Source organism: Mesorhizobium sp. M0244, assembly GCF_040321795.1.
Classification (GTDB): Bacteria; Pseudomonadota; Alphaproteobacteria; order Rhizobiales; family Rhizobiaceae; genus Mesorhizobium.
The window spans coordinates 1-25,350 of sequence record NZ_JAMYSE010000053.1 but is presented as its reverse complement, the minus strand read 5'-3'; the positions used below and the strand labels follow the sequence as shown (position 1 = coordinate 25,350).

General features: G+C 59.9%; 29 protein-coding genes and 1 pseudogene. 9 read left to right on the top strand and 21 right to left on the bottom strand.

Going from position 1 to position 25,350, the window contains the following annotated elements; all coding sequences use genetic code 11:
* Positions 1-11 precede the first annotated feature (11 nt).
* Positions 12-200 (top strand): hypothetical protein, encoded by a 189-nt coding sequence (locus NKJ08_RS25550; protein ID WP_352783954.1) that lies wholly within the window; start codon positions 12-14, stop codon positions 198-200.
* A 13-nt stretch (positions 201-213) separates the two neighbouring features.
* On the opposite strand, the gene NKJ08_RS25545 is transcribed toward NKJ08_RS25550, so the two are convergent.
* Positions 214-1,176 carry an ArdC family protein gene (locus tag NKJ08_RS25545; protein ID WP_352783952.1) on the bottom strand — a complete coding sequence of 321 codons (963 nt, stop codon included), beginning with the start codon at positions 1,174-1,176 and terminating at the stop codon, positions 214-216.
* Between the two features lie 344 nt (positions 1,177-1,520).
* Between NKJ08_RS25545 and NKJ08_RS25540 the strand changes: the two genes are divergently transcribed.
* Positions 1,521-1,703: a hypothetical protein gene (locus NKJ08_RS25540; protein ID WP_352783950.1), complete on the top strand. Its 183-nt coding sequence runs from the start codon at positions 1,521-1,523 to the stop codon at positions 1,701-1,703.
* A gap of 199 nt (positions 1,704-1,902) precedes the next feature.
* On the opposite strand, the gene NKJ08_RS25535 is transcribed toward NKJ08_RS25540, so the two are convergent.
* Positions 1,903-2,130: a hypothetical protein gene (locus NKJ08_RS25535; RefSeq protein WP_352783949.1), complete on the bottom strand. Its 228-nt coding sequence runs from the start codon at positions 2,128-2,130 to the stop codon at positions 1,903-1,905.
* 103 nt (positions 2,131-2,233) lie between these two features.
* Between NKJ08_RS25535 and NKJ08_RS25530 the strand changes: the two are divergent.
* A pseudogene (locus NKJ08_RS25530) lies at positions 2,234-3,183 on the top strand (IS1595 family transposase).
* Between the two features lie 62 nt (positions 3,184-3,245).
* Here NKJ08_RS25530 and NKJ08_RS25525 read toward each other — a convergent pair.
* The 5 genes from NKJ08_RS25525 to NKJ08_RS25505 form a co-directional block, all read right to left on the bottom strand.
* Entirely contained in the window at positions 3,246-4,028 is a 783-nt protein-coding gene (locus NKJ08_RS25525) for a hypothetical protein (protein WP_352783947.1), read from the bottom strand.
* 279 nt (positions 4,029-4,307) lie between these two features.
* The gene (locus tag NKJ08_RS25520; protein WP_352783945.1) at positions 4,308-4,484 is read right to left on the bottom strand and encodes a hypothetical protein; all 177 of its coding nucleotides are present in this window, start codon (positions 4,482-4,484) and stop codon (positions 4,308-4,310) included.
* Positions 4,481-5,254 (bottom strand): DUF1828 domain-containing protein, encoded by a 774-nt coding sequence (locus tag NKJ08_RS25515; RefSeq protein WP_352783943.1) that lies wholly within the window; start codon positions 5,252-5,254, stop codon positions 4,481-4,483. The genes NKJ08_RS25520 and NKJ08_RS25515 overlap by 4 nt, the downstream gene beginning before the upstream one ends.
* A complete protein-coding gene (locus NKJ08_RS25510) occupies positions 5,251-5,745 on the bottom strand; it encodes a hypothetical protein (RefSeq protein WP_352783941.1) in 495 nt (164 codons plus the stop codon). The genes NKJ08_RS25515 and NKJ08_RS25510 overlap by 4 nt, the downstream gene beginning before the upstream one ends.
* A gap of 185 nt (positions 5,746-5,930) precedes the next feature.
* Complete coding sequence (locus NKJ08_RS25505; RefSeq protein WP_023679646.1) at positions 5,931-6,164, bottom strand: helix-turn-helix domain-containing protein; 234 nt, start codon at positions 6,162-6,164, stop codon at positions 5,931-5,933.
* Positions 6,165-6,281: 117 nt separating this feature from the next.
* On the opposite strand from NKJ08_RS25505, the gene NKJ08_RS25500 reads away from it, so the two are divergent.
* Complete coding sequence (locus NKJ08_RS25500; RefSeq protein ID WP_352453619.1) at positions 6,282-6,551, top strand: DNA -binding domain-containing protein; 270 nt, start codon at positions 6,282-6,284, stop codon at positions 6,549-6,551.
* Between the two features lie 94 nt (positions 6,552-6,645).
* Here NKJ08_RS25500 and NKJ08_RS25495 read toward each other — a convergent pair whose 3' ends face one another.
* The 11 genes from NKJ08_RS25495 to NKJ08_RS25445 form a co-directional block, all read right to left on the bottom strand.
* Positions 6,646-8,553, bottom strand: coding sequence for a putative bifunctional diguanylate cyclase/phosphodiesterase (locus NKJ08_RS25495; protein ID WP_352783939.1), 1,908 nt, complete (start codon positions 8,551-8,553; stop codon positions 6,646-6,648).
* Positions 8,554-8,855: 302 nt separating this feature from the next.
* Positions 8,856-10,037 carry a 5-demethoxyubiquinol-8 5-hydroxylase UbiM gene (gene ubiM / locus NKJ08_RS25490; protein WP_352783980.1) on the bottom strand — a complete coding sequence of 394 codons (1,182 nt, stop codon included), beginning with the start codon at positions 10,035-10,037 and terminating at the stop codon, positions 8,856-8,858.
* Between the two features lie 421 nt (positions 10,038-10,458).
* Positions 10,459-10,611, bottom strand: a complete 153-nt coding sequence (gene ccoS / locus NKJ08_RS25485) for a cbb3-type cytochrome oxidase assembly protein CcoS (protein WP_023679633.1) — start codon at positions 10,609-10,611, stop codon at positions 10,459-10,461.
* Positions 10,608-12,896, bottom strand: a complete 2,289-nt coding sequence (locus tag NKJ08_RS25480) for a cation-translocating P-type ATPase (protein ID WP_352783937.1) — start codon at positions 12,894-12,896, stop codon at positions 10,608-10,610. The genes ccoS and NKJ08_RS25480 overlap by 4 nt, the downstream gene beginning before the upstream one ends.
* Entirely contained in the window at positions 12,893-13,390 is a 498-nt protein-coding gene (locus NKJ08_RS25475) for a FixH family protein (RefSeq protein WP_352783935.1), read from the bottom strand. The genes NKJ08_RS25480 and NKJ08_RS25475 overlap by 4 nt, the downstream gene beginning before the upstream one ends.
* Positions 13,387-14,946: a cytochrome c oxidase accessory protein CcoG gene (gene ccoG / locus NKJ08_RS25470; RefSeq protein ID WP_352783933.1), complete on the bottom strand. Its 1,560-nt coding sequence runs from the start codon at positions 14,944-14,946 to the stop codon at positions 13,387-13,389. Before ccoG ends, NKJ08_RS25475 begins: the two co-directional genes overlap by 4 nt.
* Before the next feature lie 110 nt (positions 14,947-15,056).
* Positions 15,057-15,920 (bottom strand): cytochrome-c oxidase, cbb3-type subunit III, encoded by an 864-nt coding sequence (gene ccoP, locus NKJ08_RS25465; protein WP_352783932.1) that lies wholly within the window; start codon positions 15,918-15,920, stop codon positions 15,057-15,059.
* A gap of 2 nt (positions 15,921-15,922) precedes the next feature.
* Positions 15,923-16,072: a cbb3-type cytochrome c oxidase subunit 3 gene (locus NKJ08_RS25460; protein ID WP_023679629.1), complete on the bottom strand. Its 150-nt coding sequence runs from the start codon at positions 16,070-16,072 to the stop codon at positions 15,923-15,925.
* 11 nt (positions 16,073-16,083) lie between these two features.
* The gene (gene ccoO, locus NKJ08_RS25455) at positions 16,084-16,815 is read right to left on the bottom strand and encodes a cytochrome-c oxidase, cbb3-type subunit II (RefSeq protein WP_352783930.1); all 732 of its coding nucleotides are present in this window, start codon (positions 16,813-16,815) and stop codon (positions 16,084-16,086) included.
* On the bottom strand, positions 16,806-18,437 hold the full coding sequence (ccoN, locus tag NKJ08_RS25450) for a cytochrome-c oxidase, cbb3-type subunit I (protein ID WP_352783928.1): 1,632 nt from the start codon (positions 18,435-18,437) through the stop codon (positions 16,806-16,808). Before ccoN ends, ccoO begins: the two co-directional genes overlap by 10 nt.
* 605 nt (positions 18,438-19,042) lie before the next feature.
* The gene (locus NKJ08_RS25445; protein WP_352690206.1) at positions 19,043-19,789 is read right to left on the bottom strand and encodes a Crp/Fnr family transcriptional regulator; all 747 of its coding nucleotides are present in this window, start codon (positions 19,787-19,789) and stop codon (positions 19,043-19,045) included.
* Positions 19,790-19,943: 154 nt separating this feature from the next.
* On the opposite strand from NKJ08_RS25445, the gene hemN reads away from it, so the two are divergent.
* Positions 19,944-21,293, top strand: a complete 1,350-nt coding sequence (gene hemN, locus NKJ08_RS25440) for an oxygen-independent coproporphyrinogen III oxidase (protein WP_352783925.1) — start codon at positions 19,944-19,946, stop codon at positions 21,291-21,293.
* A 558-nt stretch (positions 21,294-21,851) separates the two neighbouring features.
* Here the strand turns inward: hemN and queE are convergent.
* From queE to queC, 3 genes are read right to left on the bottom strand one after another with little or no spacing between them, the layout of a single operon-like run.
* Entirely contained in the window at positions 21,852-22,586 is a 735-nt protein-coding gene (gene queE, locus NKJ08_RS25435) for a 7-carboxy-7-deazaguanine synthase QueE (RefSeq protein WP_023722052.1), read from the bottom strand.
* Positions 22,583-22,939, bottom strand: a complete 357-nt coding sequence (gene queD / locus NKJ08_RS25430; RefSeq protein ID WP_352783923.1) for a 6-carboxytetrahydropterin synthase QueD — start codon at positions 22,937-22,939, stop codon at positions 22,583-22,585. Before queD ends, queE begins: the two co-directional genes overlap by 4 nt.
* Positions 22,939-23,637, bottom strand: a complete 699-nt coding sequence (gene queC, locus NKJ08_RS25425; protein ID WP_023679622.1) for a 7-cyano-7-deazaguanine synthase QueC — start codon at positions 23,635-23,637, stop codon at positions 22,939-22,941. Before queC ends, queD begins: the two co-directional genes overlap by 1 nt.
* 366 nt (positions 23,638-24,003) lie before the next feature.
* Here queC and NKJ08_RS25420 point away from each other — a divergent pair, with 366 nt between their 5' ends.
* The 4 genes from NKJ08_RS25420 to NKJ08_RS25405 all read left to right on the top strand — a co-directional run bounded on the left by NKJ08_RS25420 (position 24,004) and on the right by NKJ08_RS25405 (position 25,070).
* The gene (locus NKJ08_RS25420) at positions 24,004-24,168 is read left to right on the top strand and encodes a hypothetical protein (RefSeq protein ID WP_352783921.1); all 165 of its coding nucleotides are present in this window, start codon (positions 24,004-24,006) and stop codon (positions 24,166-24,168) included.
* Positions 24,169-24,247: 79 nt separating this feature from the next.
* Positions 24,248-24,637: a hypothetical protein gene (locus NKJ08_RS25415; RefSeq protein WP_352717907.1), complete on the top strand. Its 390-nt coding sequence runs from the start codon at positions 24,248-24,250 to the stop codon at positions 24,635-24,637.
* Positions 24,638-24,669: 32 nt separating this feature from the next.
* Entirely contained in the window at positions 24,670-24,798 is a 129-nt protein-coding gene (locus NKJ08_RS25410) for a hypothetical protein (RefSeq protein WP_352783919.1), read from the top strand.
* A 92-nt stretch (positions 24,799-24,890) separates the two neighbouring features.
* Positions 24,891-25,070 carry a hypothetical protein gene (locus tag NKJ08_RS25405; RefSeq protein WP_352783916.1) on the top strand — a complete coding sequence of 60 codons (180 nt, stop codon included), beginning with the start codon at positions 24,891-24,893 and terminating at the stop codon, positions 25,068-25,070.
* The last annotated feature ends 280 nt before the right edge of the window (positions 25,071-25,350 follow it).

Sequence of the window (25,350 nt, the reverse complement as noted above, 5' to 3'; positions counted from 1 at the left end):
GGAAAGACTCCTTGTCAGAACAGGTCGAGTTGATTTCTGCTGGCTTCATCGAAGAGGCCGATATCGAGCGGGTTTTCGCCGCGCGCGGACACATCGGCGCGTCCATCAGGAGGGTGAGCCGATCGCGCGTGGTGATCGGCCGGACACCGGGAATGAGCATCTGCTCGCCTTGCGGCGTCGGCTCGGTCGCGGTCAGTTGAGGATCGCGCATCGTCATGCCGCAATCCCTTCCTGCGCCTCGCCTTCGGCATCGGCCTGAAGGCCAAGCAGGAAATCGGCGGCCTTGGAGGCAAGACTGGCGGCATGGAAGATCGCGCGGTTGTCCTCGCGCAGCACCTTTAGCCATGAGCCGATGTAATCGGCATGACGCACGGTCGGCTCGATACCGAGGTTGCTGCAGACGAAGGCGGCAGTGATTTCGGCGACCAATTCTTCACGCGCGTAAGCCTTGGAGCCGAACGAGCCGGAGAGGTCGCGAGCAAGCCGCGTCGGGTGGCCGGTCCAGTGGCCAAGCTCGTGAAAGCAGGTCCGGTAATAGTCGATCTGGTGATGGAACGCCGGCTGCGGCGGCACCTGAATGTGGTCGCTGCCCAGCATGTAGAAAGCGCGATCGCCGCCGACCCTGAAATCCGCACCGCTGGCGCGAATGAGCGTCTCGGCGTGCGGCACGATCTCGCACTGAGGCAGCGGCTCGGCGGCGGCATAGAGGTCTTCCGGAAGATTATCGCACTGCGCGACATTGAAGACGGTGAAGCGCTTTAAAAAAGGCACGGCCTGTGGTTCATCGCCCTCGTGGCGTGCGCGCTCCTTCTCGTCCTTGGGGACAAAGCGGTCGGCATGCACGATGGTCGTGCCGCGCTCGCCCTTCCTGACATTGCCGCCAAGGACGAGCGCCTGCCGGAAGGTGAGCCAGTTCTGGCTGGGATAGCTGCGCTCGATGACCGCGCCCCACAGGATGAGGATATTGATTCCGGAATAGGTGCGCCCAGAGGATGCATTCCTCGGCAGGCCAAGGCCTGCCTTTGCGCTGCCCCATGGCTTGACCCATGGCACGGTGCCGCGCTCCAGCTCGGCAATGATGCGGTCCGTGATCTCCTGATAAAGGCTGACGCCGGGGCGCCCGCCCTTGCCTGCGCCAGCCTCTCCGCTGGCGGAACGCTTGCTGTTTGCATGCATCGTCTCATCCTCCGCTCGCCAATCGCCGCGCCTTTCCCCGGAAGCGGGGTGGGCGGCGAGTCGCGACCGGAAAGGCCCGCCGTGGGAGGCGGACCGCATCCGAAGGACCGGAACGAAGAGGAGGACCCTGAGCGGCACGCGAAGGGTTGCGGGCTGCCGCGGCGGGCCTAGAAGGGAGTGCCGCCCACCCCGCGCCATCGGGAAAGGCCAACAGACAAACCGCGCCGCCCGCAAGGGCGGCGGCCGTCACAGCCCGAAGCGCTGCCCACGGCAAGGGGCGAAGCCCAATGGCCGAGACCCCTTGAGCGTGCCGAAGAAAAACGGGCTCGGTTCACGAGCACCTGGTGCGCGTCGTCAGGCGCGCGGGCGCCCGCCAGGACGGCAGGCTGGACAGATTTTTCGCACGGATCATCGTCAAGCGCCGCAGTTACGTCGAGAAACTCGACGACGTCGCCGCCGTGCGCGCGGTTTCCTCCGAACAAAACCAGCGCTCGCCTTTCAACAGGTTGAGGCGCATGTCCCAGTAATAATTCCTGTCCGGGATCATGATCGATGCGCTCGCCCGTTTTGTGGCTTATATCGGCTTTGATGTTGCGCCGACAGCGGCAGGGTCGATTCGAAGGCAAGAAAGCCAGCCAGGAGTTGTCTTGATAGCGATGGTTGCCCACGCCCCTTCCCTCCGAAGAGAGAATGCGACGTTTGCGGCCTGGAGTCTACAAGTCGGGTCTAATTCACCGGTCCTGTTCCGAACCATTGAATGAACGGCGCATCCTTACCCGTGATATCCTTCACCGTCTTCAACAGCCCTTCATGGGTGCGTTGGAGAGCTCGGTAATGGTTGCTGGTAGGTGATAGAAGCGGCTGGACGATGCTCTTGTGCAGCCGTTCCGCCTCCCCCAGAAAGCGCTCGATTTCAGCCTGTGAAAGCTGCTTGGAAAGTTTGGTCCTAGCCATTGCGATCTCCGTTGAGGAATCGCCCCACCTAGGATTATCATCCTAATTATATACATGACAAAGTATGAGCCGTCTGCTACAAACATGGCAGGGACACCCAGCCATGAAACTCGACAGCCCAATCTTCCAAGACGCCGACGCCGCCCGCATCCATCTGGAGGCGCAGCGCTGGCCCTATGGCCCTAACTGCCCGCATTGCGGCAATGCCAATCCCGACCGTATCACCAAGATGGTAGGCAAGGCGCACCGTCCCGGCCTGTACAACTGCATGGAATGCCGTGAGCAATTTACCGTCACTGTCGGCACCGTATTCGAGCGCTCCAAGATCGCTTTGAACAAGTGGCTTCTGGCAACGTTCCTCATGGCTTCGTCCAAGAAAGGCATGAGCGCTCACCAGCTACACCGTATGCTGGGCGTCACCTATAAGACCGCTTGGTTCATGGCGCACCGCGTTCGCGAAGCGATGGCGGAAGACGTGAAGTCGGCTGGCCCACTTGGTGGCGAAGGCAAGACCGTCGAAGCCGACGAGACCTACATTGGACGCGTCGACCGCGATTACCTTTCGCCCCAGCGCAAAGGCCAGCCGCGCTTGAAGCGCAAGATGAAGCCGAAGCGCACCGTTATCGGTCTTGTCGAGCGTGGCGGTAAAGCCCGCATGGTTCACGTCCAGAATGCCACCAAGGCTGTTGTGCGCGATATCCTAGTGCGCAATGTCGACCGCAATTCGACGCTCTATACCGACCAGTCGAAGCTCTACACCATGACTGGCGAGGAATACGCCTCACACAAGACGACCAACCATTCCGCTGGCGAATACGTCCGCTATGAGGACGGCGTGTCGATCCATTCGAACACGATTGAGAACGTGTTTTCGGTCTTCAAGCGCGGCATGGTTGGCGTCTATCAGCATTGCGGCGAGGCTCACTTGCACCGCTACCTGTCGGAATTCGATTTCTTGGCGGTACCGACACCGAGCGCCACGACCAGTTGCTTGCCATGATCGAAGGCAAACGCCTGACCTATCGGCGGATTGGTGAAGCCGATATCGCCTAAGCAGAAGGCGCGAGTGCTTTTGCGTAGGCGAAAGCGTCACAGTCAGTAGGTAACGCTCTCCCTCATTTGTCCTTTGGTTCGGCTGCTTTGCTGATGGATTCGATGCGCGAAATTAGCGGCTCCTGAGAGAACCCTACGAACGCGCCAAATATGAAAGCTGAGAGGCCATTCGCATCAAATTGCGACAGGCGGACTTCGCCTATCGCGATCTCGAAGACGCCTGCTTTGAGGAAGGCGCCAGTCAGGAAAAGAAGTATCAATGCGAATATAGCCCTCATAGCAGGGGTAAACCGGTCGGCATCAATTGCATGAAGATCAAAAAACGTGACAGCGCGGCACCGCAGGAAAGATGAGAAAGTGAGACCGGCGAGAAGGCCGGGCAATACCATGGCCAACGCCGGCTGAATTACCAAAAGGGTCTGATCTGGCCCAATCAGCCACCGGGCAGCCAACACAGCCAGAAGACCGAGCATTCCAACGCCAATCAGGATCAAGGAAAGCCACCCAACGATCTTCCGCATATGCTCACTAATCATCCGGCCTTTCTCCGTGTCGAAGATACGCTGTTGCAGATTGTGGAGCGTGCCGATGCCAAGATCAGGCTGCGCCGTTTCGCCAACCAAACCGTATTGAGAAAGGCCCAAAAGTTCGTTGTAATATCCCCTGAAACGAATATCAGGCGGATGAAACATTCCTCGCAAGACCATGAGCGTGCGCTCGGCTTCGTGCTTCAGAAGCCCTTGCTCTGCAGGTACTTCAGTTGCGTCTTTCGTCAGGTGAAAAGCAATGTCGTAGGGATGCTCCGCATCTATAGGATACGGAGAAACAACATATCGTCCCGTCATCGTGGGGTTACTTACCGCAGCAGGGGCAAATATCAGGAGCGAACGAAATGGTGGTATCGCTTTTTATCTGGCGATTTGCGATGGAGTTGCCTAACTCGCGCTCTAACTGCTCGGCGATGCCAGCAACGGCATTCCCAGTGCTGGTGCTAGTCGCTATCTGACCGGTTCTAGCCTGCCTGGAAAACTCTCGAAGCATTTTCCGAAAACGATCGACTTGCATTAACCCCTCCCTTAAAAAATAGTACAGAAAGGTACGTTAAAGCATTTCTGGTACCAAGGCTATTCGCTTCCTTCGAGACCTTTTGCTCTCTTGGTCTTTCGCTCTGATATCCGCGCTTTCGTTTCCGGCTTGACCGATGCCCTACCGCCCTTGTGATCGGGCGGCGTCTGTAGCATCCGCTTCAGCGTCTCGTTAAAGCGCTTCTCGTCGGTTTTTCCGTCGGACTTATCGTTCATGCCGCCTTACCTAGCGCTTCGCGAGCGATACGAGCTATCGCCGCGTCTTCGTCGTCTCTGTAAACTGGTACCGTCGCTAGTCGGTTGCTTGCCCTACGGCGTAATTCATTCGAGATGGCATGGTCATCCTCCAATAGAGCGATTACCGACAAATCTTGCTTCACCTCATGCAGCGCAGCAAAGTGAAGGAAGATCGCGTCGTTCACTCGCGCAGGGCTATTCCCAAAAAATATCGCGACAGGCGGTCGGCCGCTCACCTCCAAAACCATGTCAGGAGTCACCTCGGAAAGGCGAGAACTGACCGCCTCATTTTCTCTGATTTTGGCACGGTCGCCTACCACGGACCTTATTCGCTCCGCTGCGTCTTCCTTGAATGAGGAGGCGATCTTCTCTTGCGTGAGCAGGAGAAAATCGTTCATTCGGATCATAACGCCGACGAACGCCAACGCCCTAGCCGGCAGCTCTACCTCTGGAAAAGACGCGGTCTTTATCGTGCCGTCATCGTGATCGAAGTGAGCATGAACTGAAGACAATAGTTGTTCTAGGCCGCGTCGGCGCGTATCGGTGTCAAAATCGACGCCGGCCGCTTCGAGCTGCTGGATTGTCGCGCCATCGTCCTCAAGCCTGAAAGCGCCGTCCTCTGTCTTTGTGACGTAGAAGGCAACTCGGTCTCCGTCATCGCGCAGAAACGCCGTAGACACGGCAAGGCCGGCCGGCACTTCCGTTACGGTTATGTCATTGCAAAACGCGTGGCAGAGTTCGGCTTTCATACCATTCCCTCAGCCTTATCGATCTTGAAGATCGATATTGCGCAATTAAAGGCGGTCTGCGCAGAAAGAGGCTGCTTTAGATGCCTGAATTCTGTTCGGCGATGGAACGAACCCGCCTTCGGAAGACGGACGCTGCCGAACCGGTTGTGAGCGACATTGATGTTGGCCAAATCGCTGCAACGGGCATGGCAATGCCACCCAGGTTCGCTGGCGTGATACTCATAGTCACAGATGACAAGAGTTTCGCCGCCCTTCGTTACGCCTAGGGTAGCACGGAAAATCCGCTTGGATTCGTTGAACAGCAGAAGAACGCGACAATCTTCGCCGGCCGCTTGAAAGGTGAGGATTCGCCACTGATAGAGCGGGCCATACTTATACGCCTTGGCCTTGGCTCGACGTGACGGCCACTTGGAGCGCGGTATCTCACCTCGCTTCCAATCCCCCGTATCAACGGCGGATTTTTCCGCCGCGACTATCCCCCTCAGATTCATGGTGTTCCTCGTAGCGCAAAATAGCTAAGGAATCACGCATGCTTTGTCACATATATAATTAGGATTATCATCCCTATATCGGCATGGCTTGGTAAAGACCCACCCGCAGCGGAATGGCAGCTTGCCGAAGAAAAGCGCGCTCGGTTCACGGCACCGGCGCGAGCCGTTAGGCGCGCGGGCGCCCGCTAGGACCGCAGGCTGGACAGAATCTCGCACGGATCAGCGTCAAGCGCCGCAGTTAAGTCGAGAAACTCGATGACGTCGAGACGACGCTCTCCACCCTCGTACTTGGCCACGAAGGATTGGGGACGATCAAGCTTCTCGGCCACCTGCGCCTGAGTCAGGCCTTTGGCCTTGCGCAAGGAAACCAGCTGGGCCAGAAACCGCTGGTGGCGGGGCGATCGAAGAGACTTGGGCATGTAGGCGAACCGGTCGGGTAAAGACCGGATCAGCGACTAATCCCGGTTTCGGATTATCCCATTTTGGGATATGTTGCGGGCGCTCAACAGGCGAGGTTCGCAGGCATGAATCGATCAATGGGAACAGATGAGACTCGAAACTCAACTCTGTGCGACGAAGTCCCCTGGTCGGAGAACCTGACGGCCTACGATAGGCAGCATTTCACGATCTACCTGCGGATCCTGGATGCCTGCGCCGACAATGCCAGCGAAGAGGAGATGGCCGATCTCATTCTAGGCATCGACCCGGCCCTTGAACCGGTCCGCGCCCGCAAGGCTCTTCGCAGCCATATCGACCGGGCGAACTGGATGGTGACGACCGGCTATAAGGAACTGTTCGCCGGCTGACGCACAGCACGGATGTCATGCTCTTCAAACAAGGAAGTTCAGATACCCGTCACTCATGAGCGCACGGCCGCGAGAGACGGCGCGGCGGGAGCGGTCACAACTGGTTCGCGTGCTGTTTGACTGCCATTTCCAGTGCTTGGCTCAGAGGCACAGCCTTGGAGAACAGGAAGCCTTGAGCGGTTCGGCAGCCAAGCTTGTGCAGGGTTTGCCGATCCGCCTCTGTTTCGACGCCCTCGGCCATGACCTCGATCCCGAGCATGTTACCGAGATCGATGACCGATTTGACAAGCAGTCGGTCCTCTCGGGACTTGGCCAAGCCGCGAATGAAGCCCTGGTCTATTTTCACCTTGCGTATCCGACTGTCCTTGAGCGATGCCAACGTGGAAAAGCCGGTGCCGAAGTCATCGAGCGCGATGGAAATGCCGGCATGTGAAAGCCGTCCGAGCTTTTCATCCACTCTGTCCGGGTCAACCGGGGATTCTTCGGTAATCTCGATCTCGAACATCGTTGCAGGGAGACCTCTTGCCGCCAGACCATCCAGAACCATGTCGTCGATATCGCCGGCTTCCAGTTCGCGCGGTGAAACATTCATCGCCACACGGAGATCACGACAGTCAGCTTTCACCAAGCCGTCGATAAAAGCACAACAGTCGGCGAATACGGTTTGCGTCAGCAGCTGAAGCATTCCGGTTTCGCGTGCAGCTGTGATGATTTCGGGTGGAGAGATGGCACCATGAGTCGGATGGGACCACCTCAGCAAGGCTTCAAAGCCGACCACGGCCTCGGTGTCGAGTTTCACGATCGGCTGGAACCAAGGTTGCAAGCTTCTCGTCTTTATCGCCGAATGAAGGTCCCGTTCGACGGACTGGCGGCGTTGCAGTTCCCTGTCGAGTTCGGCATCGAACAGGCAAAATTCGTTCCTGCCACGACGCTTGGCCGTATAAAGGGCGATATCCGCCCGCAACAACATTTCCGTCAGGCCCGGCGTCTGCGCCAAGTATATTCCTATCGATGCCCCGACACGGACGGACGCGACCTCGATATAGGGTCGGGCAATTTTGGCTATGATATTGGAGGCGAGATCACTGGCAGAAAGCGAAACCCTCGTTGAGGGAAAAAACAGCACGAATTCATCGCCGCCGATACGAGCGAGCGTTGAGCCTTCCGGTGCTTCCTCCTCTATGCGGCGGGCGATCCTGACAAGCAGTTCATCACCGGTCCTGTGACCGTAGGTATCGTTGACGGATTTGAACCCGTCCAGATCAACCAGCATTGCCACGAAGGGGCCATCCGCGGTCTCGAAACGTCCGATTGCGTCTTCGAGGCCACGCCTGTTGAGAAGGGCCGTCAGGTGGTCCTGCCTGGAACTGGCCTTCATCTCCGCCGCAAGCCGCTCGGCCTCATGCCTCAGGCGGCTCGCTTCGCGGAACCGTGCTTGCCCAACACACGAAGCTCGAACCAAGCCGCCCATGAAAAGCAGAACGGTAAAAGCCAGAATGTAATCTTCAAAATTGCCTTTCGCCAAAAGGCATCCCACCGTGATGAGGAGCGGAGGTGTGATGAAGTTGATCGCCGCCGCGGCATACGAACTGCCGTATGTAACCGCACCAGCTGAAATGCCCGCCAGAATGACCAGATGCAGCGGTGCTTGAGGTGTCGTGTATCCAACAGTCAGGACGGCCAGGAAGGACCAGGCAAACCCTGCCAGAAGAGCAAGGATGCCAAACCAGCGAAGCCGCGGCAAAACCCCCACGGAATTGTCATGGCGCCCTGTTTCCTTTAGCTGATAACGCGCGAGTGCAAGGCGGGCGGCATTTATCGCATTGACGACCAGGAACCACATTGCAGCGGCAAAGCCGCTGCCAGAAAGGGCGTGCACCGCCCAAATCAGGCCTGACAGGATAGCGCTTATCGGCATCGACACGAAGAGGCCGGTCCTCAGGTCAGCAAGCTGATCCTGACGGATTTTGGCCTCCAGCGTGTCTACTTTCTTCGGGGCCATGGACGGACCAGCTTGCTCCCATCGTTGTTCGCGAGGACAAGCTTACGCAGGCCCACTGAAGGACGGGTTAACTATCCAGCGGGGGTAACCAGTGCGCTCACCATGTCTTCGGGGCGCACGTCTGCTCTTGGCCTTGCCGTCTGACCATCGAGCTCTTGCCCGCACGCGTGCCTTGATCCGAATCATCCCAGGATCGGCAACGTCACCATGGAAGCAGCCCTACCAACGGCATCAACGCGCCCGGCGAGACAAAAGGAAGCCAGGCCGAGATAGCGTTCCAGAGCGGCAGCGCTGCCTGCGATTCACCGCCTGAGCATGGCCGAAATGCCATGGCGGATAAAGGGAAGATATTGGGCAAAGCGAAGCCCTGCATGTCTTGCAAGCCGTGCCGCCGGGTGCTCGCCTGAGTAGAGAGCGACAAGTGCATTCGTAGCATGATAGAGCGGTGCCGCCGACAGACGCAGCCGGCTTTCGTATCTGCCGAGCATGTCTGGATCAGCAATGTCGCGGCGCTCGCGACATGCCGCCAGGATTCTATCGGCGAGTTGCTTCTGGCCACTGAGGCCGATGTTGAAGCCATGCGCGGTCACCGGGTGCATGCCGAGGGCAGCATCGCCGATCAGTGCCGCACTCGGAGCCCAGAACTTGTGCGCCCAGGTCGTGACCAGCGGATAGGCATGGCGGGTGCTTGCCAAGGTCATCTCTCCGAGGCGTCCTCGACACCGGCTCGTCAATTCCATGAGGAACAAATCGTCGTCGAGAGCAAGCAGTCTGTCGGCCTCGCTTGAGCGCAAAGTGAGAAGCAGCGACGACACGCCTTCCATGAGCGGCAACATCGCTATCGTCTGATGGTCATCGAACCATTCGACCGCGATCTGGTGATGGGCGCGCTCGTGCCTCACCCGACAAATCAGCATGGAGTTGCCAAGCCGATTGATGTCGGCGCCAATGCCGAGCAGGTCGCGCGTCGCGGACAAACGCGAATCCGCTGCAACGAGCAGCCGAGCGGCCAATTGCCTGCCATCAGAGAGCGTTATGACTGCTTCTTTGTGGCTGGTTGTTGCATTGACGACCGAGCGGCCGCACAGCAGCTGGGCATGATCCTGGAAGTGGACAAGCTTGAACAGGGCGTCGCGGATGCGACAATTTGGGACCAGAATGCCGAGTGGTTCCCCAGATCCGCTGGGAGAATCGAAGCTCAGGGCGAAAGGGCTCGATCCGTTGAGCACGCGCGCGCCTTGTAGCGGTGATTTGTCCGAAGCGGGGATGGCATCCCAGGCGCCGAGCTCGCGAAGGATTCCAACCGATGCGTGGGTCAGCGCGATCTCGCGACCGTCGAAAGCCGGATTCGCCAGGCTTTCGAGCGACTGCCGTTCAACCACTGCCACCTTGAGTCGGCTCTGGGCAAGCGACGCGGCGAAGGAAAGTCCGACCGGCCCGGCTCCGACGACAATAACGTCGAATCTATCGACAGAGCCGGCCATCAGCGAGCCGCCATTGCGTCGGCTATCTGCGACGAAGGGCACTGGAACGCATCGCAATCGATCCACGGTTTGCGGCTCATCTCCCAAGCGTCTCCACGCGACCTAACCGTCCGTTAGACATCCGTTCTCCGTTCAAAAATGCTCAATAAACCATGCCGATGAAGAGATAACCCTGATGTGGATCAACCAGACTCGATAAACGCGGCAACGGCGGGTTCACGGTCGACTGGTCGATCGCCACGCCATGGTCTGGTCAGGTCATCATGGAATGGCCGGCTTCCCGTTCGGTGCGGCCCTTTCCTGGCCGAAAGTTCGGCAACGTATTCTGGCTGATCCGTTCGCACCCGTCGCGCGCCGAAATCGGCATGACGCGAAGCAACCGCAGAAAATATTCGAGCGAGTCCTCGCAGGGCAGGCTGGGTCAACTGCGTGGCTCGTCGCGGTCGATCAGGATCCGCTCGGCGGCGCCATCGAGATCTTCATATTGGCCGCTCCTCAAGGCCCACAGGAACCCCGCCAGCCCAAGCGCTCCGAGGAACAGGGCCACAGGTATGAGGTAGGCGAGCGTCGTCATGAGGATTGTGCTAGTGCGCCAATGTCGGAGCGCCTGTCATGTCGGGCATCTTGCACCGATGCATTTGACACGAAACCTTGCAGGCGTAGCGCATTGCCGATGACCAGGAGGGACGAGGCGGACATCGCGACCGCCGCGATCAGTGGCGTAACGTGCCCCAGAATGGCGACCGGCACGGCGATGCCATTGTAAACGATCGCGATGGCGATGTTCTGCCGGATCAGCCGTCCGGCCTTCCGCGAAATGTCTAAAGCAAGTGGGACCGCCAGAAGACTTTTACGCAGGAACACGAAATCCGCGGCGTTGCGCCCGATATCCGCCGCCGTGGCCGGAGCGATCGAAACGTGTGCGGCGCCCAATGCAGGCGTGTCGTTGAGCCCATCGCCGACCATCAGCACCTTGTGGCCAGTTCGGGTCAATGCTTCGATCTGTTCGACCTTCCCGGAGGGAAGCAACGCGGGAACGAAGCGCTCGACGCCCAGTGCTTCCGCCACCTCGCCGCAGGCAGCTTCTGTGTCGCCCGACAGCATCTCCACCGACACGCCGGCGCCGTTCAGTTGCTCGATGGCCGCCTTGGCATCGGCACGCAGCTCATCCTCGAAATCGAAAGTCGCGACAATGACCCCGTCCTTCGTCAGAACGGTTCCGCCATAGCCTTGTTTGCCTTCGCCGCCGGTCCGGGCTTTCAACTCACCCCATCCGCGGCGACCCAGCCGCCAGGTACTGCCCTCGGCGATGGCTTCGATGCCGAAGCCCGGATGCTCGCTGACGGACGCGAGTTTCGGCTGGCCGGCAAAGGCTGCATTGCCAGCGATTGCCTTCGAAAAGGGATGGCGGGAATGCGCTGCCATCTCGGCCGCCATGGCGAGCATCGTCGGATCGATCGACGGCGCATTGATCAGCCTTGGCAGTCCGAGCGTAAGCGTGCCGGTTTTGTCGAACAATGCCGTGTCGATCCCCGCCAGGCGCTCCATGGCGGAGCCGTCCTTGACCATGACGCCGTTTTCAAACAGCCGCCGCGCAGCGACCACCTGCACGATCGGCACGGCGAGACCGAGCGCGCACGGGCATGTGATGATCAAAACGGCGATGGCGATTGTTATTGCCCGGTGCCAGTCGCCGGTCGCCGCCATCCAGCCGAGGAACGTCACAAAGGCGGTGAGGTGGACCACGGGGGCATAGAGCGCGGAGACGCGATCGGCGATCCTGCGATGGCGTGCGCGGCCGCCCTCTGCCGCTTCCATCAGCCGAATCATTTCGGCCAGGAAGGAATCCTTGGCGGCGGCCGTCGCCTCGATGGTCAGCGGACCGGTGAGATTGAGTGTACCGGCCTGGACCTGCGCCCCCGGGCCCACCGTTCTGGGCGTGCTTTCCCCGGAAACCAGGGAACAGTCGAGATCCGACGCCCCGCCAATGATCCTGCCGTCGATGGGCACCCTCTCGCCAGCCGCGATCAAGAGCTCCATTCCTGGTTCGATCTCGCCAACCGGCAAGTAGTCGCGCGAACCATCCTCGCGCAGCACCATGGCGCCGCCCGCCGCCAGCCGAGCCAGTCCGTTCACGGCCGTCCGCACCCGTTCCCGCATCACGTGATCCAGCGTGCGGCCGATCAGCAGAAAGAACAGCAGCGACACCGACGCGTCGAAATAAGCATGGTCGCCATGGTTGATCGTCTCGTAGAGGCTCATGGCGTAAGCGAGCGATACCCCGACCGCGATCGGCACGTCCATGTTCATGCGGCTGTGGCGCAGCGCATTCCAGGCCGAGCGAAAATAGATGCCGCCGGCGAAAGCGAGCGCAGGAAGGGCAATCAAGGCCGAGACCCAATGGAACAGGTCGCGGGTCGCGCCTTGCGCGCCGGACCAGACGGAGATTGATAGCAGCATGATGTTGCCCGCCGCAAAGCCGGCGACCGCGACGGCGCGGATCAGTTCCGAGAGCGCCTTGTCCTTCCCGTCAGCCTCGGGATCGAACAGGTGCGCGCCATAGCCCAGCCGTCCAAGTGTGGCGACGAATGGCGGAACCTCGTCGCCGCGCCACCGGACCGAAACACGTTTCGTCGAAAGATTGACACGAGCGCCTTCGACGCGATCCAGCTTGCCGATCGCCGTCTCGATCGTCTGGATGCAGGCGGCACAATGCACAGCCGGCACCGAGAGGTCGGTCTGGCGAAGATTTTCGCCAATCGAGCGGCTCGCCAGTCTGATTTCCTGGCTAGAAGGCCGGACGAGTGCGACCTTGTCCAGGTCCAGCGCCATTTCGGCGCCTGGCGCGCAGCAGCTCATTGCAGCGCCCCGTGGGAAATCATGATCCGGCGAAGGTCGCGATAGGGTTTCGCAAGGCTCGCATCGGCCTCGATTTCGACGATCCAGACGCCATCCTTGGGAATGTGGTGCGCGGCGAATATCTGACCGGAGGCAGCGGCAAGAGTGACGGATTTGTCCTCGGCCTCGTAGGCGGGATGACGAAACAGCACCTTGACGCCACGCAAGGCAACCGGCTTGCCGACAGCATCGGTGAGACTGTAGCGGACCTCACCGCCTGCGATGGTCAGTTTGCCAGTCCAGCCGAGGGCTGCCTGAGTTCGCCCTTGCTCGGCCTTTTTGTTGAATTGCTGGCTCGCCACATAGGTGTTTTCGACGACAAGGCCGGTCCAGCTCGTGTTGGCGAGCGTCGCCATCGTGAGATTGACCGCTATGACCACGCCGAAGAAGCCAAGGATGGTGAACAGCATATGCCTGCCGGTGAATTCGCGGGATTGTCGCGAGGTGTCGCTCATCTGGCGATCTCCGGTGCGTTGAAAGTGGCCGTGTATTCGTCCGACTCGAACGTTGCCTTGTTTTCGACCCGGAACTTGAAGCTTTGCGCTGCACCCCGAACCTGATCTGCCGGCTCACGCACGAAAACCTTGAGCATCTTCAGCCGGTCGGGTTCGACCGGGATGGCAAAGGAGCGATCCGCCGGCAGGTCGATGCCGACAACGCTCATTTCGGCTCCATGCAGGCCCTGCATCGTGACAATGATCGTTCTTGATTCGGGGATCATGTTGAGCAGCTTGACGGTGTAGCCATTGCGGATCGAACGGTCGGACAGCGTCACGAACTGCGGGTTGCGATCGTGCAGGACATTCAATTCGAGCCGTGCGCGGGTCAGCAGCGAATAGAGCAGCGCGAGACCGACCGCCGACCAGGCGCCCATGTAGATGAAGGTGCGCGGGCGAAAGATCTTGCGCATATGGAAACGGGCCACATTGTCGGAGAACAGGCCGTCAGCGTTCCTGACCAGTGACGGGTTGACTGAACCGGAGCCGCCTGGGGTCGCCAGCATCATATTGGCGTTGTAGTCGGCCAGCGTCGCATAGGAAATCAGTCCGCGCTCCCTGCCGAGCTTGTCCATGATACCGTCACAGGTATCGATGCAGAGCGCGCAGGTGATGCATTCAAGCTGCTGGCCACCACGAATGTCGATCCCCATCGGGCACACCGCGACACAGGCATTGCAGTCGACGCAGTCGCCGACGGGCTGCCCGGCGGCAAGGACCCTCTTGGCGTGACGCGAGCGCGGTTCGCCGCGCCAGTCATTATAGGTGACGGTGAGGGAATTCTCGTCGAGCATGGCCGCCTGGATGCGCGGCCATGGGCACATGTAGGTGCAGACCTGCTCGCGCATCAGCCCGCCGAACGTATAGGTCATCGCCGTCAGCACGGACACGGTGATGTAGGCGACGGCGGCGGCGGTGCCGGTGAAGAGTTCCCCAAGCAGCGTCGGCGCATCGGCGAAATAGAAGATCCAGGCGCCGCCGGTCAGCACCCCTATGACCAGCCAAATGGCGTGTTTCGATGTTCGCAGCACGAGTTTGCGCGCAGTCCAGGGACCGGCATCGAGCTTGATGCGCGCGTTGCGGTCGCCCTCGATGGCTCGCTCGACGACCAGAAACAGATCGACCCACACGGTCTGCGGGCACGTATAGCCGCACCAGGCCCGGCCGACGGTGGATGTGATCAGGAAAAGGCCGATACCGGCCATGACCAGCAGGCCGGCCACATAATAGAATTCCTGCGGCCAGATCTCGATGAAGAAGAAATAGAAGCGGCGGTTGGCAAGATCGACCAGCACGGCCTGGTCCGGGGCAAATGGCCCGCGATCCCACCGCAGCCAGGGCGTCAGGTAGTAGATCCCCAGCGTGATTGCCATCACCGACCACTTGAAGCGGCGGAAACTGCCAGAGGCCCGGGCCGGGAAGATCTTCTTGCGTGCGGCATAGAGCGGCTGACGGGTCTTGGCGGAGTTGACCGCATCGGCTTCGAGCCGTTCTATTTGCGTGTTATCGAGCACGAGAAGCTCCAGTCACCAGCGACCCATCGGTTTCTGGATGATGCCGAGGCCCGGCGCGCGCCGGGCCTCGTCGCTTGGTGGTGGGGGGAGGACGAGAATAGGCTGCGTACCTATTCTCCGCCACCAAGCGAATGGACATAGACCGCGAGTTCCTTGGCCTTGATCTCGCCGAGACGCCCGATCCAGGCCGGCATGACGCCGTGCTTCGGCGCGCGGACCTGCGCGGCGATGGCTGTTTCGCCAGACCCGTATAGCCAGATCGCGTCGGTCAGGTCGGGTGCGCCGAGCTCCCTGTTGCCCTTTGCATTCTCACCATGACAGGCCGCACAATTCTCGGCGAAAACATTGGCGCCGAGTTCGATCAGGCTTGTGTCCTGAACAGGATCGGAGAGGCTTGCGACATAGGCGCCGACCTGCTTGATCTGATCCGTCGTGATGATGTCGCTAAAAGCAGGCATTTCAGACAGGCGCGTATCCGGGTCTGATGCGAAGCGGATGCCGTGCGCAATCGTCTGCTGGATCTGTTCGGCGTTGCCACCCCACAGCCAATCGTCGTCGTTTAGGTTGGGAAAACCCTTGGACCCTTGAGCGCCCGAGCCATGGCACTGCACGCAATTGACCTTGAACGCGGCGCCACCTGCGGCGACGGCGAATTCGCGTAGCGTATCGTCGGCAGTAATCTCGGAGACGGTCTTCGCCTGAATGGCAGCGACAAATTTACCCTTGGCCACTTCGGCCGCGGCCAGTTCATTCTTGACGTCTCTGCGGCTCGAATACCCCAGCACACCCCTGGTCGCGGAAGTCAGCATCGGCCATGCCGGATAGACGACGGTGTAGCCGATCGCCCAGGCAATGGTGATGTAGAAGGTGATGACCCACCAGCGGGGAAGCGGGTTGTTGAGTTCCTTGATGCCGTCCCACTCATGGCCGGTCGTCGAGATACCCGAAACCTCGTCGATATGCTCGCTGCCCATGATCAGTCGTCCTTGAGAGGAATGTGAGCGGCTCTCTCGGCTTGCCTGCGGCTGCCGGGACGAAGTGCAAAGGCAACGCATCCGAGGAAGAAAAGCGCCATGGCAAGCAGGCCCCAGCTGTCGGCAAACTCCCGCATGAAATTGTAGGTCATCGCCATTCTCCTCAGCGGTAACCGGCGGCTTCGTCATAGGTCCTGAAATCGACCAGCGTGCCGAGCATCTGCAAATAGGCGACCAGCGCATCCATTTCGGTGACCTGCTGCGGATCGCCGTCGAAGTCCCCAACCTTGGCTTTCGGATAGCGTCTCTCCAGGCCCGATGTGTCGGCATTCGCATCGGCCTGCGCCATGAGATCGGCATTGGCATGAGCGATCATGTCGTCTGAATAGGGCACACCGACACGGCTGTTGGCGATCAGATGCGTCGAGAAATCCTTCACCTCGATGGGCATGTCCTTCAGGAACGCGTAGCTCGGCATGATCGATTCCGGCACCACCGAACGCGGCTCGGTGAGATGCTGGACGTGCCATCCGTTCGAGTAGCGGTCGCCGACCCGGGCGAGATCCGGCCCGGTGCGCTTCGAGCCCCACTGGAACGGGTGGTCGTACATCGACTCGGCCGCCAGGCTATAGTGGCCGTAGCGCTCGACCTCGTCGCGGAACGGCCTTATCATCTGGCTGTGGCAGAGGTAACAGCCCTCACGCACATAGATGTTGCGCCCGGCGAGCTCGAGCGGCGAATAGGGCCGCATGCCTTCGACCTTCTCGATGGTGTTGTCGAGATAGAAGAGCGGCGCGATCTCGACGATACCGCCGATTGTTACGACCAGCAGGGACCCGAGGAGAAGAACTGTGGCGTTCTTCTCGATGACCGCGTGTCTGTCCATCAAGCCCATTTTCTGGCTCCTGATCGCACAGGCTGGAGGGCGGGGATGGAGCGCGGCATCGGATCCTCCTCGCGCCGGTAGCCGAGGATGGTCATGGCGATGTTCCAGGCCATGATGAGGGCGCCCGACAGATACATCGCGCCGCCGATGGCACGCATGATGTAGTAGGGATGCATGGCTGCGACGGTTTCGGCGAAGGAGTAGACCAGGAAGCCCTGCTCGTTGTATTCGCGCCACATAAGGCCCTGCATGACGCCGGAGACCCACATCACCGCGGCGTAAACGACGATCCCAAGCGTCGCCAGCCAGAAGTGCCAGTTGACGAGCCGCAGCGAATAAAGCCGGTCGCGGTTCCATAACTTCGGGACCATGAAATAGATCGCGCCGAACGAGATCATGCCGACCCATCCGAGCGCGCCCGAATGGACGTGACCTATGGTCCAGTCGGTGTAGTGCGAGAGCGAGTTGACGGCCTTGATTGACATCATCGGGCCTTCGAAGGTCGACATTCCGTAGAAGGCAATGGCCATGACCATCATGCGGATGATCGGGTCGGTGCGCAGCTTGTCCCAGGCGCCCGAGAGCGTCATCAGGCCGTTTATCATGCCACCCCATGACGGCATCCAGAGCATGATGGAGAACACCATGCCGAGCGTCTGGGCCCAGTCCGGCAGGGCGGTGTAGTGGAGGTGGTGCGGACCGGCCCAGATGTAGAGAAAGATCAAAGCCCAGAAGTGGATGATCGACAGCCGGTAGGAATAGACGGGTCGGTTGGCCTGCTTGGGAACGAAATAATACATCATGCCGAGGAAGCCGGCGGTGAGGAAGAAGCCGACGGCATTGTGGCCGTACCACCATTGCGTCAGGGCGTCCTGTACGCCGGAGAAGGCTGAATAGCTCTTGGAGCCCAGGAAGGAGACCGGCATCGACAGGTTGTTGATCACATGCAGCATTGCGATGGTCACGATGAAGGCAAGGTAGAACCAGTTGGCGACGTAGATGTGCGGTTCCTTGCGCTTCAGGATCGTGCCGAGGAACAGGACGAGGTAGGCGACCCAGACAATGGTCAGCCACAGGTCCACATACCATTCGGGCTCGGCGTATTCGCGGCTCTCGGTGATGCCGAGCAGGTAGCCGGTTGCCGCCATGACGATGAACAGCTGATAGCCCCAGAACACGAACCAGGCGAGATCGCCGCCGAACAGCCGGGCACGACAGGTCCGCTGGACGACATACAGGGACGTGCAGAGCAGCGCGTTGCCGCCGAAAGCGAACACAACACCGGATGTGTGCAGCGGCCGCAGTCGGCCGAAATTGAACCAGGGCTCGATGTTAAGATCCGGGTAGGCAAGCTGCAGCGCGATGACCACGCCGACCAGCATTCCCACCACGCCCCAGAACATAGTGGCGATGGCACCGTAGCGGATCGGTCCATCCATATAGGCGGACGGATCGATTGCGGCGGGCGCTGCGAAGCTCGTGTTGCGAAGAAGGATGGTGATAAAGCCAAGCAGCACGATGAGCAGCACCCACATGTGCTGCCGAAAAGGTTCATCTACGCCGAAGCCGGCAGCCACCAGGGCCGCAAATGCAAACAGGCTTAGAAGGACGATCTCTGTGCCGAATTTCATCGCAAGCCCCGATTTCCAATTCCGGCGGGCGCCAAACCGCAGTGCCTTATTGCGCAGCCGTGGCCTGCTCGCCCTGATCCATGTCAGAGCCGCACGATTTTGCTTCGAGCAGCATCGAGTTCGGTGCGATCAGACTGCGGCGATCGAATGTGGAAGCGCAGCATCGGCCGCCACGCTTATGGACAGGCCACGCGTCCCGGTCGGGTCGGGTATGGAGGCGATCGCGGGCGTGTGGGGAAGCGCGCCTTCTGTGACGCTGGAAAGTAGGCCGATGCCTTGCCGAACGTCGATCGTTTCAATGCCTTGGGACAGCCCGCGCCAGCGTTACGCTGCCTTCGTGACATTCATGGTTCGGGGAGACGGCGATTTTCCCCTGCGTATGAGGCGTATTGACTTCGGCCGAGTGCGATCCTGCCTGGAACAGCCGGTTGCACGTCGAGCACGTCGAGGATGGATGCTTCTCCGACGAGTTGGCCGAAACGCACCTGGCTCATGCGATCGGATGGAGAGCGGGCTGTCGCTATGCGACTTCTTCTAACGCCCAACGCGAGCATGCCCTGCCCCGAACGAAGTAAGTGACGTAGGCCATGCAGCTTCGGTGTCATTCAAACGGCGGTTGCGCCTCGGCCGCCGCAGCGCCGTTCCAGCCGGCTCATGCTGTCCACGGTGATACGGCGGTTGTTCTCGATCCGAATCACGCCGTCCATTCTCAGGCTGGTCAGCTGACGGCTCACGGTCTCGTTTGTAATTCCAAGGAAATCAGAGATGTCGGCACGCGTCATCGGCAGCTCGAAGCACGCCGACCTGGCCGCCGGGTCAACACTGGAACCGATGTTCCGGGCGATCATGAGGAGAAAGCTCGCCACCTTCTCCGGTGCGGTCTTGCGCCCCAGAGTCACCATCCATTCGCGTGCCTCGTCGAGTTCGTTCAGCGCCTGCTTGAACAGCCGATGCACAAATTCCGGTGATTCCTTCATCAACCGTTCGATGGCCGCTCTCGGAAACGAGCATAGCGAGACAGCTGTTGCCGCTTCCGCATTGATCGCGCTTTTCATCTTGAAGGGCCGTCCCAGAAAATCCGGCGCGAACTGGAGACCGACGATCTGCTGGCGGCCGTCCGAAAGGCTCTTCGTGAGCTTCACCACGCCTGAAAGCACGTTTGAATAACAGTCGACCGCCTCGGCGTCGCCGATCAGTTCGACCCCCGGCTCGATATTGTGCCGCGACGACGTCTTGGCGAGCTGAGCCAAATGGTCTGGTTCGAGCGCACCACAGACACCGCGGTGCCGTGCCTCGCAAGACAGGCAAAGAACGGGAATGCCGGAACTGTGAATGTCCTGCCGTAATGTCATTCGATCGCTCTACCGGTCCAGTGCGGGCAGGATAGCAATCGACAGTAGAAAAATCCTTGCGGCAGTTTGTCCGTGTTGAAGGTTGATCGAAATCAGGGCTTAGGCTCATCCAAGCATCCACAGTTCCGGCGACGCAAACACGGTGGACCACGACATGCGACTGGAGCTAGCTGCCAGACTCGGTGAGAACGTGCCGCGCTATACGAGCTACCCGACAGCGCCGCATTTCAATGCAAGCGTCGATGCTGCCGTTTGTCGAGGCTGGCTGCAGGCGCTCGACGAGGGCCACGAGATATCGCTCTATCTGCACATCCCGTACTGCGACAAGCTTTGCTGGTTCTGTGCCTGCCATACCAAGCAGACACGCCACTACGAACCGGTGAGCACGTATCTTCGCTCGCTGCATGCCGAGATCGCCACCGTCGCCAGTCTTGTCGCAGGCAAGGGCCGCGTGCGTGCCGTCCATTTCGGCGGCGGTTCGCCAACGATGCTCAAACCGGAGGATCTGGTGGCGGTGGGAACCGTCCTGCGCAACAGCTTCACCTTTCTTCCCGGCGCCAAGATCAGCGTCGAAATCGAACCCAATGATATGGACGATGCCCGCCTCGACGCACTCGCCGAAATCGGCATGGCCCGTGCGAGCCTCGGCGTCCAGGATTTTGACCCGAAGGTGCAAAAGGCAATTAACCGCGAGCAGAGCTTTTTGCAGACCAAAGCGGTAGTCGACGGCGTTCGTTCGCGCGGCGTCGAATCGGTCAATCTGGACCTGCTCTACGGCTTGCCACACCAGACCAGGGAGAGCGTCTCCTCCACCGTCGCGCAGGCACTGACCCTGGAACCGGATCGGATAGCGCTTTTTGGCTACGCCCATGTGCCGTGGTTTAAGAAACATCAGACGATGATCGACGAGGCATGGCTGCCGGGTCCGGCAGAGCGGTTTGCTCAATCGCGACTTGCGGCGCGGGCGATCGTGGACCAGGGATACGAAGCAATCGGGCTCGACCATTTCGCCAAACCGGGCGATGCCCTCGCGCTTGCCGCCCGCGCCGGAACACTGCACCGGAACTTCCAGGGCTATACCGAGGATCGCTGCGAGACCTTGATCGGCCTTGGCCCGTCATCCATCAGCCAGTTTCGCCAGGGCTATGCACAGAACATGCCTTCGACCGCCGAATATGGACGCATGGTTGCAGAAGGAGGGCTGGCAGCGGTCCGAGGCATTGCGCTTTCCGAAGACGACCGCGTTCGCGGCTGGATCATCGAGCGATTGATGTGTGACTTCGCCTTCTCGGCGATTGAGCTGGTGGAGCGCTTTGGCGAAGCCGGCCAAAGACTTCTCGTCAAGGCGAGTTCCACGGCCCTCCAAGATCCTGCGCGGTTGCTTGAACTTGATGGTGACCGCTTCGTCGTGCCTGCGGAAAGCCGGCCCTTTGTCAGGAGCATCGCGGCAAAGTTCGACAAATATTTTGAAAGTGGAACGGCCAGGCACTCAGCGGCAGTCTGAGCACCGCAGAGGAACGGTCATGGTTCTCAGTCGATCGTGAACCGATTGCGCTATGTTTTTCACTGTTGATCGGCGACCGTCGTGTCGAGACAGGATTCGGAGCGGACCAGACGCGTCTTGGCATAGCGACGATATCGTCCGGTCGTGCCTTCCGGCGCCCTATTCCATTTCGCAGTCCCTGAAGCGCCACGTCGAGTCCGGCCTCTTTTCTGTATCGGAAGCAGCCGACAATCGTCCTGGCCAGATCATGGTTGTCGGCCGACAGCTCCCTTCGGCCTTGCAACAAGAATCCGCAAGGACCGTGCCAGCTGCAGCAGGCGCCGCCGAATCGCACCACCACACTATCCACCCGTGGCTCGCGCTAACCTTTGATTGGTTCGCGCCAGGCCGACGCCCGTCGAAACCGAGCCTCGGCAACAATCCGAGTCGTAAGCGGCTGGCCACGCTCTTGGTGCCGGTGGCAGAAGTCCGCAAGCACCCCGGCAGCGCCGTCAAGCTTGGAACAACCCGTCCACCCGAATATCCGCCGGCGCAGTTTCAGTGAAAAGCGGGCCTAGGCTAGACGGCTCTCTTGTTACCCCAGAGCATAACGTGCAGCTGCGGCAGCACACGGGCTTCGAACCACCTGTCGCGGGTCACGGCATCAACCAGCCACTCCATGCGCTTCAATATTCCGTCAAGGTCGACAGGAGCGTCTTCATTTGCGGGGCGTGGCGGCGTGTGATTGCCGGGTTGTAGATAGATCGGAAGTCGCGGAAATCTCGCAGCGGCGTCTTTCGCGTAGGCGTAGTCCCTTTCGTCGAAAACAATGAGCTTGAGCACGACTTGCGGCCTGCCTTGTGCCGCCTGGAGGCACGCCTCGAAAGCGGCCCAATCGGTCGTCATTTGGCTTGACGGCGGCTTTGGGCTGAGGACTAGCACGTCAAGGTCGGCAAACCAGTCCCTGGCCACCGAACCTTGGGTTTCCAGCGCAAAACGGTAACCTTCACCATGGCCTCGCTCGATGAGCGCGCCGAGCGGCTGGATGGCCGGATTGCCGCCTGACAGCGATACCATCAGCGGGCGGCCACCGGAAAGCGCAAGCACGTTTTGCCACACCGCGCCAATGGACATCATCTCCCATTCATGGCGGAATTGATTGTCCACCGCATGCAGGCTATCGCACCAGGAACAGCGATAGTCACACCCGCCGGTTCTGACGAAGACCGTGGGCAAACCGATGAGCACGCCCTCGCCCTGGATCGTCGGCCCGAAAATCTCACTCACGCGGATTGCGGGATGCGTATCGGTCATGGCCGGTATTCCGCCCAGGTTTTCGGCGTTTCGCTCACCCGCACGGCCGAGGTTTCGGGCAGGCGTGCCTTGCACCATTCATAAAGATGTCTGGCCAGATATTCCGCCGTGACTTGCTCATGTCCCAGCACGTCGTTGAGATGTCGGTGGTCGAAGCTCTCGTCGATGTAGCGTTTGAATGGCGCCAAATCGTGATAGTCGCGCACGAAGCCGTTCTCGTTCAGTCCATTCGCTGAAAGCTCCACTTCAACGATGTAGTTATGCCCGTGCAGGCGCGCGCATTGGTGATCGGGTGGCAACGAGGTGAGCTGATGCGAGGCTGAGAAGTGGAATTCCTTGGTGATGCGGAACATTACGCGGTCCTCCTTCGCAGCGCATCGAGCCAGAAGTCGGAGTCCTCGTAGTCGGTGGGGTCCGGCTGCCCAGAGAGATGAAACGCCTCGCGCCGCTCGACACAGGTCCCGCACCTCCCGCAGTGACGCTCGGCGCCCTTGTAGCAGGACCAGGTCTGCGCAAATGGCGTGCCGTATGCTGCTCCATTCCTAACAATGTCCGCCTTCGTGAGATTCACATAGGGTGCATAAATGCGAATCTTCGCGTAGCCGTCGAGCGCGTGGTCCTGCATCATCTGGAAAGCGTCGATGAAGGCCGGACGGCAGTCGGGATAAATGAAATGATCCCCACCATGCACGGCCGTCGCCACCGCGTCAGCGTCGTGCGCTGCGGCGAAGCCGAAGGCAATGGCCAACATGATGGCGTTCCGGTTCGGCACCACCGTGACCTTCATCGTGTCTTCGGCGTAGTGCCCGTCGGGCACGTCCACATTATCGGTCAGCGCGGAGCCGGAAAGGCCGCCGCCGATCTCGTGGATGTCGATGATGCGGTGCGGGACGCTCAGTCGCTCCGCGCAAAGGGCGGCGAAGCCCAATTCCTTCCTATGCCGTTGGCCGTAATCGAAAGATAGGAGGCCGGCGAGTTCGTGCTCCGCTGCCACCTTGTGAGCAAGGGTGACGGAGTCCAATCCGCCGGAGCAGACGACGAGAGTCTTCATTGTTGGGTCCTTGTTTTAACCGGGTAGGCTGCGACCGGAGATTTCTCTGCGCTCCCAGTACTTCAGGAAATCCATTTTGTGAAGTGAACGGGGGACGAGTTTCATGCGCTGACGTGCCGCTGTGTGCAAGGCGCCCTCGCGGTGAGCCTGCAAGGAACACGGACTAGCGAAACGTCACGCTTCAGCGGAATGCTCAAAGGCGAGCGCACCAGAATATCATCTGCAGGAGGTCCGGACCTTCGTAAACAAAGTTCTCGACGATCAAGCGCCCGGCGGTCCCGAGTTTCGAGGGACGCCACCGCGAGGGTTTCAGGTACAAGACGGCCCAAGGATGGGCTTGCCGCAAAGACCGGAATTGCCAGTGGGATGTTCAGCGACGCCGATGCAGATGTCTGGAATGATCACGGCATCAATTGTCGCGGCAACTTTGGCTGGCCTGCTCCTCGGGTTCCGTACATCCAGCGCATTCCGCTTCAGGATCGGTTCGAACCGGAGCACGCCCTCGGTCAATGGACGTCCGGCAAACCCTGAATGATCGGTCGTGAGCCGACATCTGTGAACAAGCGGTGTGGTCGATTGCTATCACCCATGTGTTGCGCGCAGGTACCTTATGGCAGTGGATGAACTGGATTTGATGGTTTTACAGCTGGCGGTCGAAAGCGTCCGCTCGCTCTCCTTAAGCTTCGCTGAAAAGGCCGCCGAGGTAGCCACCAGGAGCCGCGGCATCCTGCTTTTCGACGTGCGGGTCGACGGTGACGCGGAGGTCCAGCGGGTCGCAGCCATCCGATATCAGGGCGACCAGATCGGGGTGCTGGCGTTGGACAGACAGGGCCTTGTTACCCACCATTGCATCGTCAACGGTACGTTCTCACATTTCACTGCGCCCTTGGAGAACTGGCACAGCATGCCCCTGTCGATGCAGGCCAAGATCGATGCCAACGGCCATGCCAGTCTCTTCCTAGGGGCCTTGCGAAATGCCGGACATTTGCTGGGCAGCTAGCATTTGGCTAGAATGCATCTGTGAATTTTTGCATGCGCATCGCTGCCGACAGCGCCGGCATGATTGTCGTGCTCGAAAACGGCTGCGGCGAACGCGGCAAAGCGATCGCCGCGATGATGGCGATCTACGCGTGGGCGTTGCATCGATGCGCGATCGTTTAGACAGAGGTCTCCGCCTGGCATCGAGCAACATGCACGGAGGTACGCAAAGCGCAAATGCATCAAGTATTTGAAGGGACGAGCCCCTCGCGCAAATGGAGCTTGCGCTGCCGTTGTCGTCCCATCGTGCCGCCGAACTCGGGGGCGTGCCGATCGACCACGATGGCCTGTTTTTTTGCAAAGCCGAATGTCCCGATTCCGAAGCCAAGGAAAAAACTCCGACCACAGCGAAGAATAGTAACAACACGGGCGACGCAAGCCGCCTTGCCCTCTAGCAGGGGAGGTGCTTGCGGTGCTCTCACCGACACAAGATCGCAAATGGCACGTGGGTGAGCACCAGAACTGGCGACACGCATGGTGATCGGCTTGACTCGCTGGAGGAAGCACAAGGCCTCAGCGGGCAGAGGCGCAAGCGACCGTCGAATACTGGCTGGCTGCTCGGGATCTGATCGTTGAAATGACGTAGAATTTGGTTGCTTAAGCCGATCCGAACCATTTCCCGGAGACCACACCCACCATGAACGATCTTGCGCTGCCGCTGAGCGGTTTGTCATC

Coding starts and splice junctions, on each gene's coding strand:
- NKJ08_RS25545 (WP_352783952.1), bottom strand. CDS start 1,176: ATGCATGCAAACAGCAAGCGTTCCGCCAGCGGAGAGGCTGGCGCAGGC.
- NKJ08_RS25505 (WP_023679646.1), bottom strand. CDS start 6,164: ATGCCCAAGTCTCTTCGATCGCCCCGCCACCAGCGGTTTCTGGCCCAG.
- NKJ08_RS25520 (WP_352783945.1), bottom strand. CDS start 4,484: ATGAACGATAAGTCCGACGGAAAAACCGACGAGAAGCGCTTTAACGAG.
- NKJ08_RS25445 (WP_352690206.1), bottom strand. CDS start 19,789: ATGACATTACGGCAGGACATTCACAGTTCCGGCATTCCCGTTCTTTGC.
- NKJ08_RS25415 (WP_352717907.1), top strand. CDS start 24,248: ATGGCAGTGGATGAACTGGATTTGATGGTTTTACAGCTGGCGGTCGAA.
- NKJ08_RS25500 (WP_352453619.1), top strand. CDS start 6,282: ATGGGAACAGATGAGACTCGAAACTCAACTCTGTGCGACGAAGTCCCC.
- NKJ08_RS25495 (WP_352783939.1), bottom strand. CDS start 8,553: ATGGCCCCGAAGAAAGTAGACACGCTGGAGGCCAAAATCCGTCAGGAT.
- queC (WP_023679622.1), bottom strand. CDS start 23,637: ATGAAGACTCTCGTCGTCTGCTCCGGCGGATTGGACTCCGTCACCCTT.
- hemN (WP_352783925.1), top strand. CDS start 19,944: ATGCGACTGGAGCTAGCTGCCAGACTCGGTGAGAACGTGCCGCGCTAT.
- NKJ08_RS25405 (WP_352783916.1), top strand. CDS start 24,891: ATGGAGCTTGCGCTGCCGTTGTCGTCCCATCGTGCCGCCGAACTCGGG.
- NKJ08_RS25525 (WP_352783947.1), bottom strand. CDS start 4,028: ATGACGGGACGATATGTTGTTTCTCCGTATCCTATAGATGCGGAGCAT.
- queE (WP_023722052.1), bottom strand. CDS start 22,586: ATGACCGATACGCATCCCGCAATCCGCGTGAGTGAGATTTTCGGGCCG.
- ccoP (WP_352783932.1), bottom strand. CDS start 15,920: ATGGGCAGCGAGCATATCGACGAGGTTTCGGGTATCTCGACGACCGGC.
- NKJ08_RS25515 (WP_352783943.1), bottom strand. CDS start 5,254: ATGAAAGCCGAACTCTGCCACGCGTTTTGCAATGACATAACCGTAACG.
- ccoN (WP_352783928.1), bottom strand. CDS start 18,437: ATGAAATTCGGCACAGAGATCGTCCTTCTAAGCCTGTTTGCATTTGCG.
- NKJ08_RS25475 (WP_352783935.1), bottom strand. CDS start 13,390: ATGAGCGACACCTCGCGACAATCCCGCGAATTCACCGGCAGGCATATG.
- NKJ08_RS25535 (WP_352783949.1), bottom strand. CDS start 2,130: ATGGCTAGGACCAAACTTTCCAAGCAGCTTTCACAGGCTGAAATCGAG.
- queD (WP_352783923.1), bottom strand. CDS start 22,939: ATGTTCCGCATCACCAAGGAATTCCACTTCTCAGCCTCGCATCAGCTC.
- NKJ08_RS25480 (WP_352783937.1), bottom strand. CDS start 12,896: ATGAGCTGCTGCGCGCCAGGCGCCGAAATGGCGCTGGACCTGGACAAG.
- ccoO (WP_352783930.1), bottom strand. CDS start 16,815: ATGGGCTTGATGGACAGACACGCGGTCATCGAGAAGAACGCCACAGTT.
- NKJ08_RS25420 (WP_352783921.1), top strand. CDS start 24,004: ATGTTCAGCGACGCCGATGCAGATGTCTGGAATGATCACGGCATCAAT.
- NKJ08_RS25460 (WP_023679629.1), bottom strand. CDS start 16,072: ATGACCTACAATTTCATGCGGGAGTTTGCCGACAGCTGGGGCCTGCTT.
- NKJ08_RS25410 (WP_352783919.1), top strand. CDS start 24,670: ATGCGCATCGCTGCCGACAGCGCCGGCATGATTGTCGTGCTCGAAAAC.
- ccoS (WP_023679633.1), bottom strand. CDS start 10,611: ATGACGACGCTCGCCTACCTCATACCTGTGGCCCTGTTCCTCGGAGCG.
- NKJ08_RS25510 (WP_352783941.1), bottom strand. CDS start 5,745: ATGAATCTGAGGGGGATAGTCGCGGCGGAAAAATCCGCCGTTGATACG.
- ubiM (WP_352783980.1), bottom strand. CDS start 10,037: ATGGCCGGCTCTGTCGATAGATTCGACGTTATTGTCGTCGGAGCCGGG.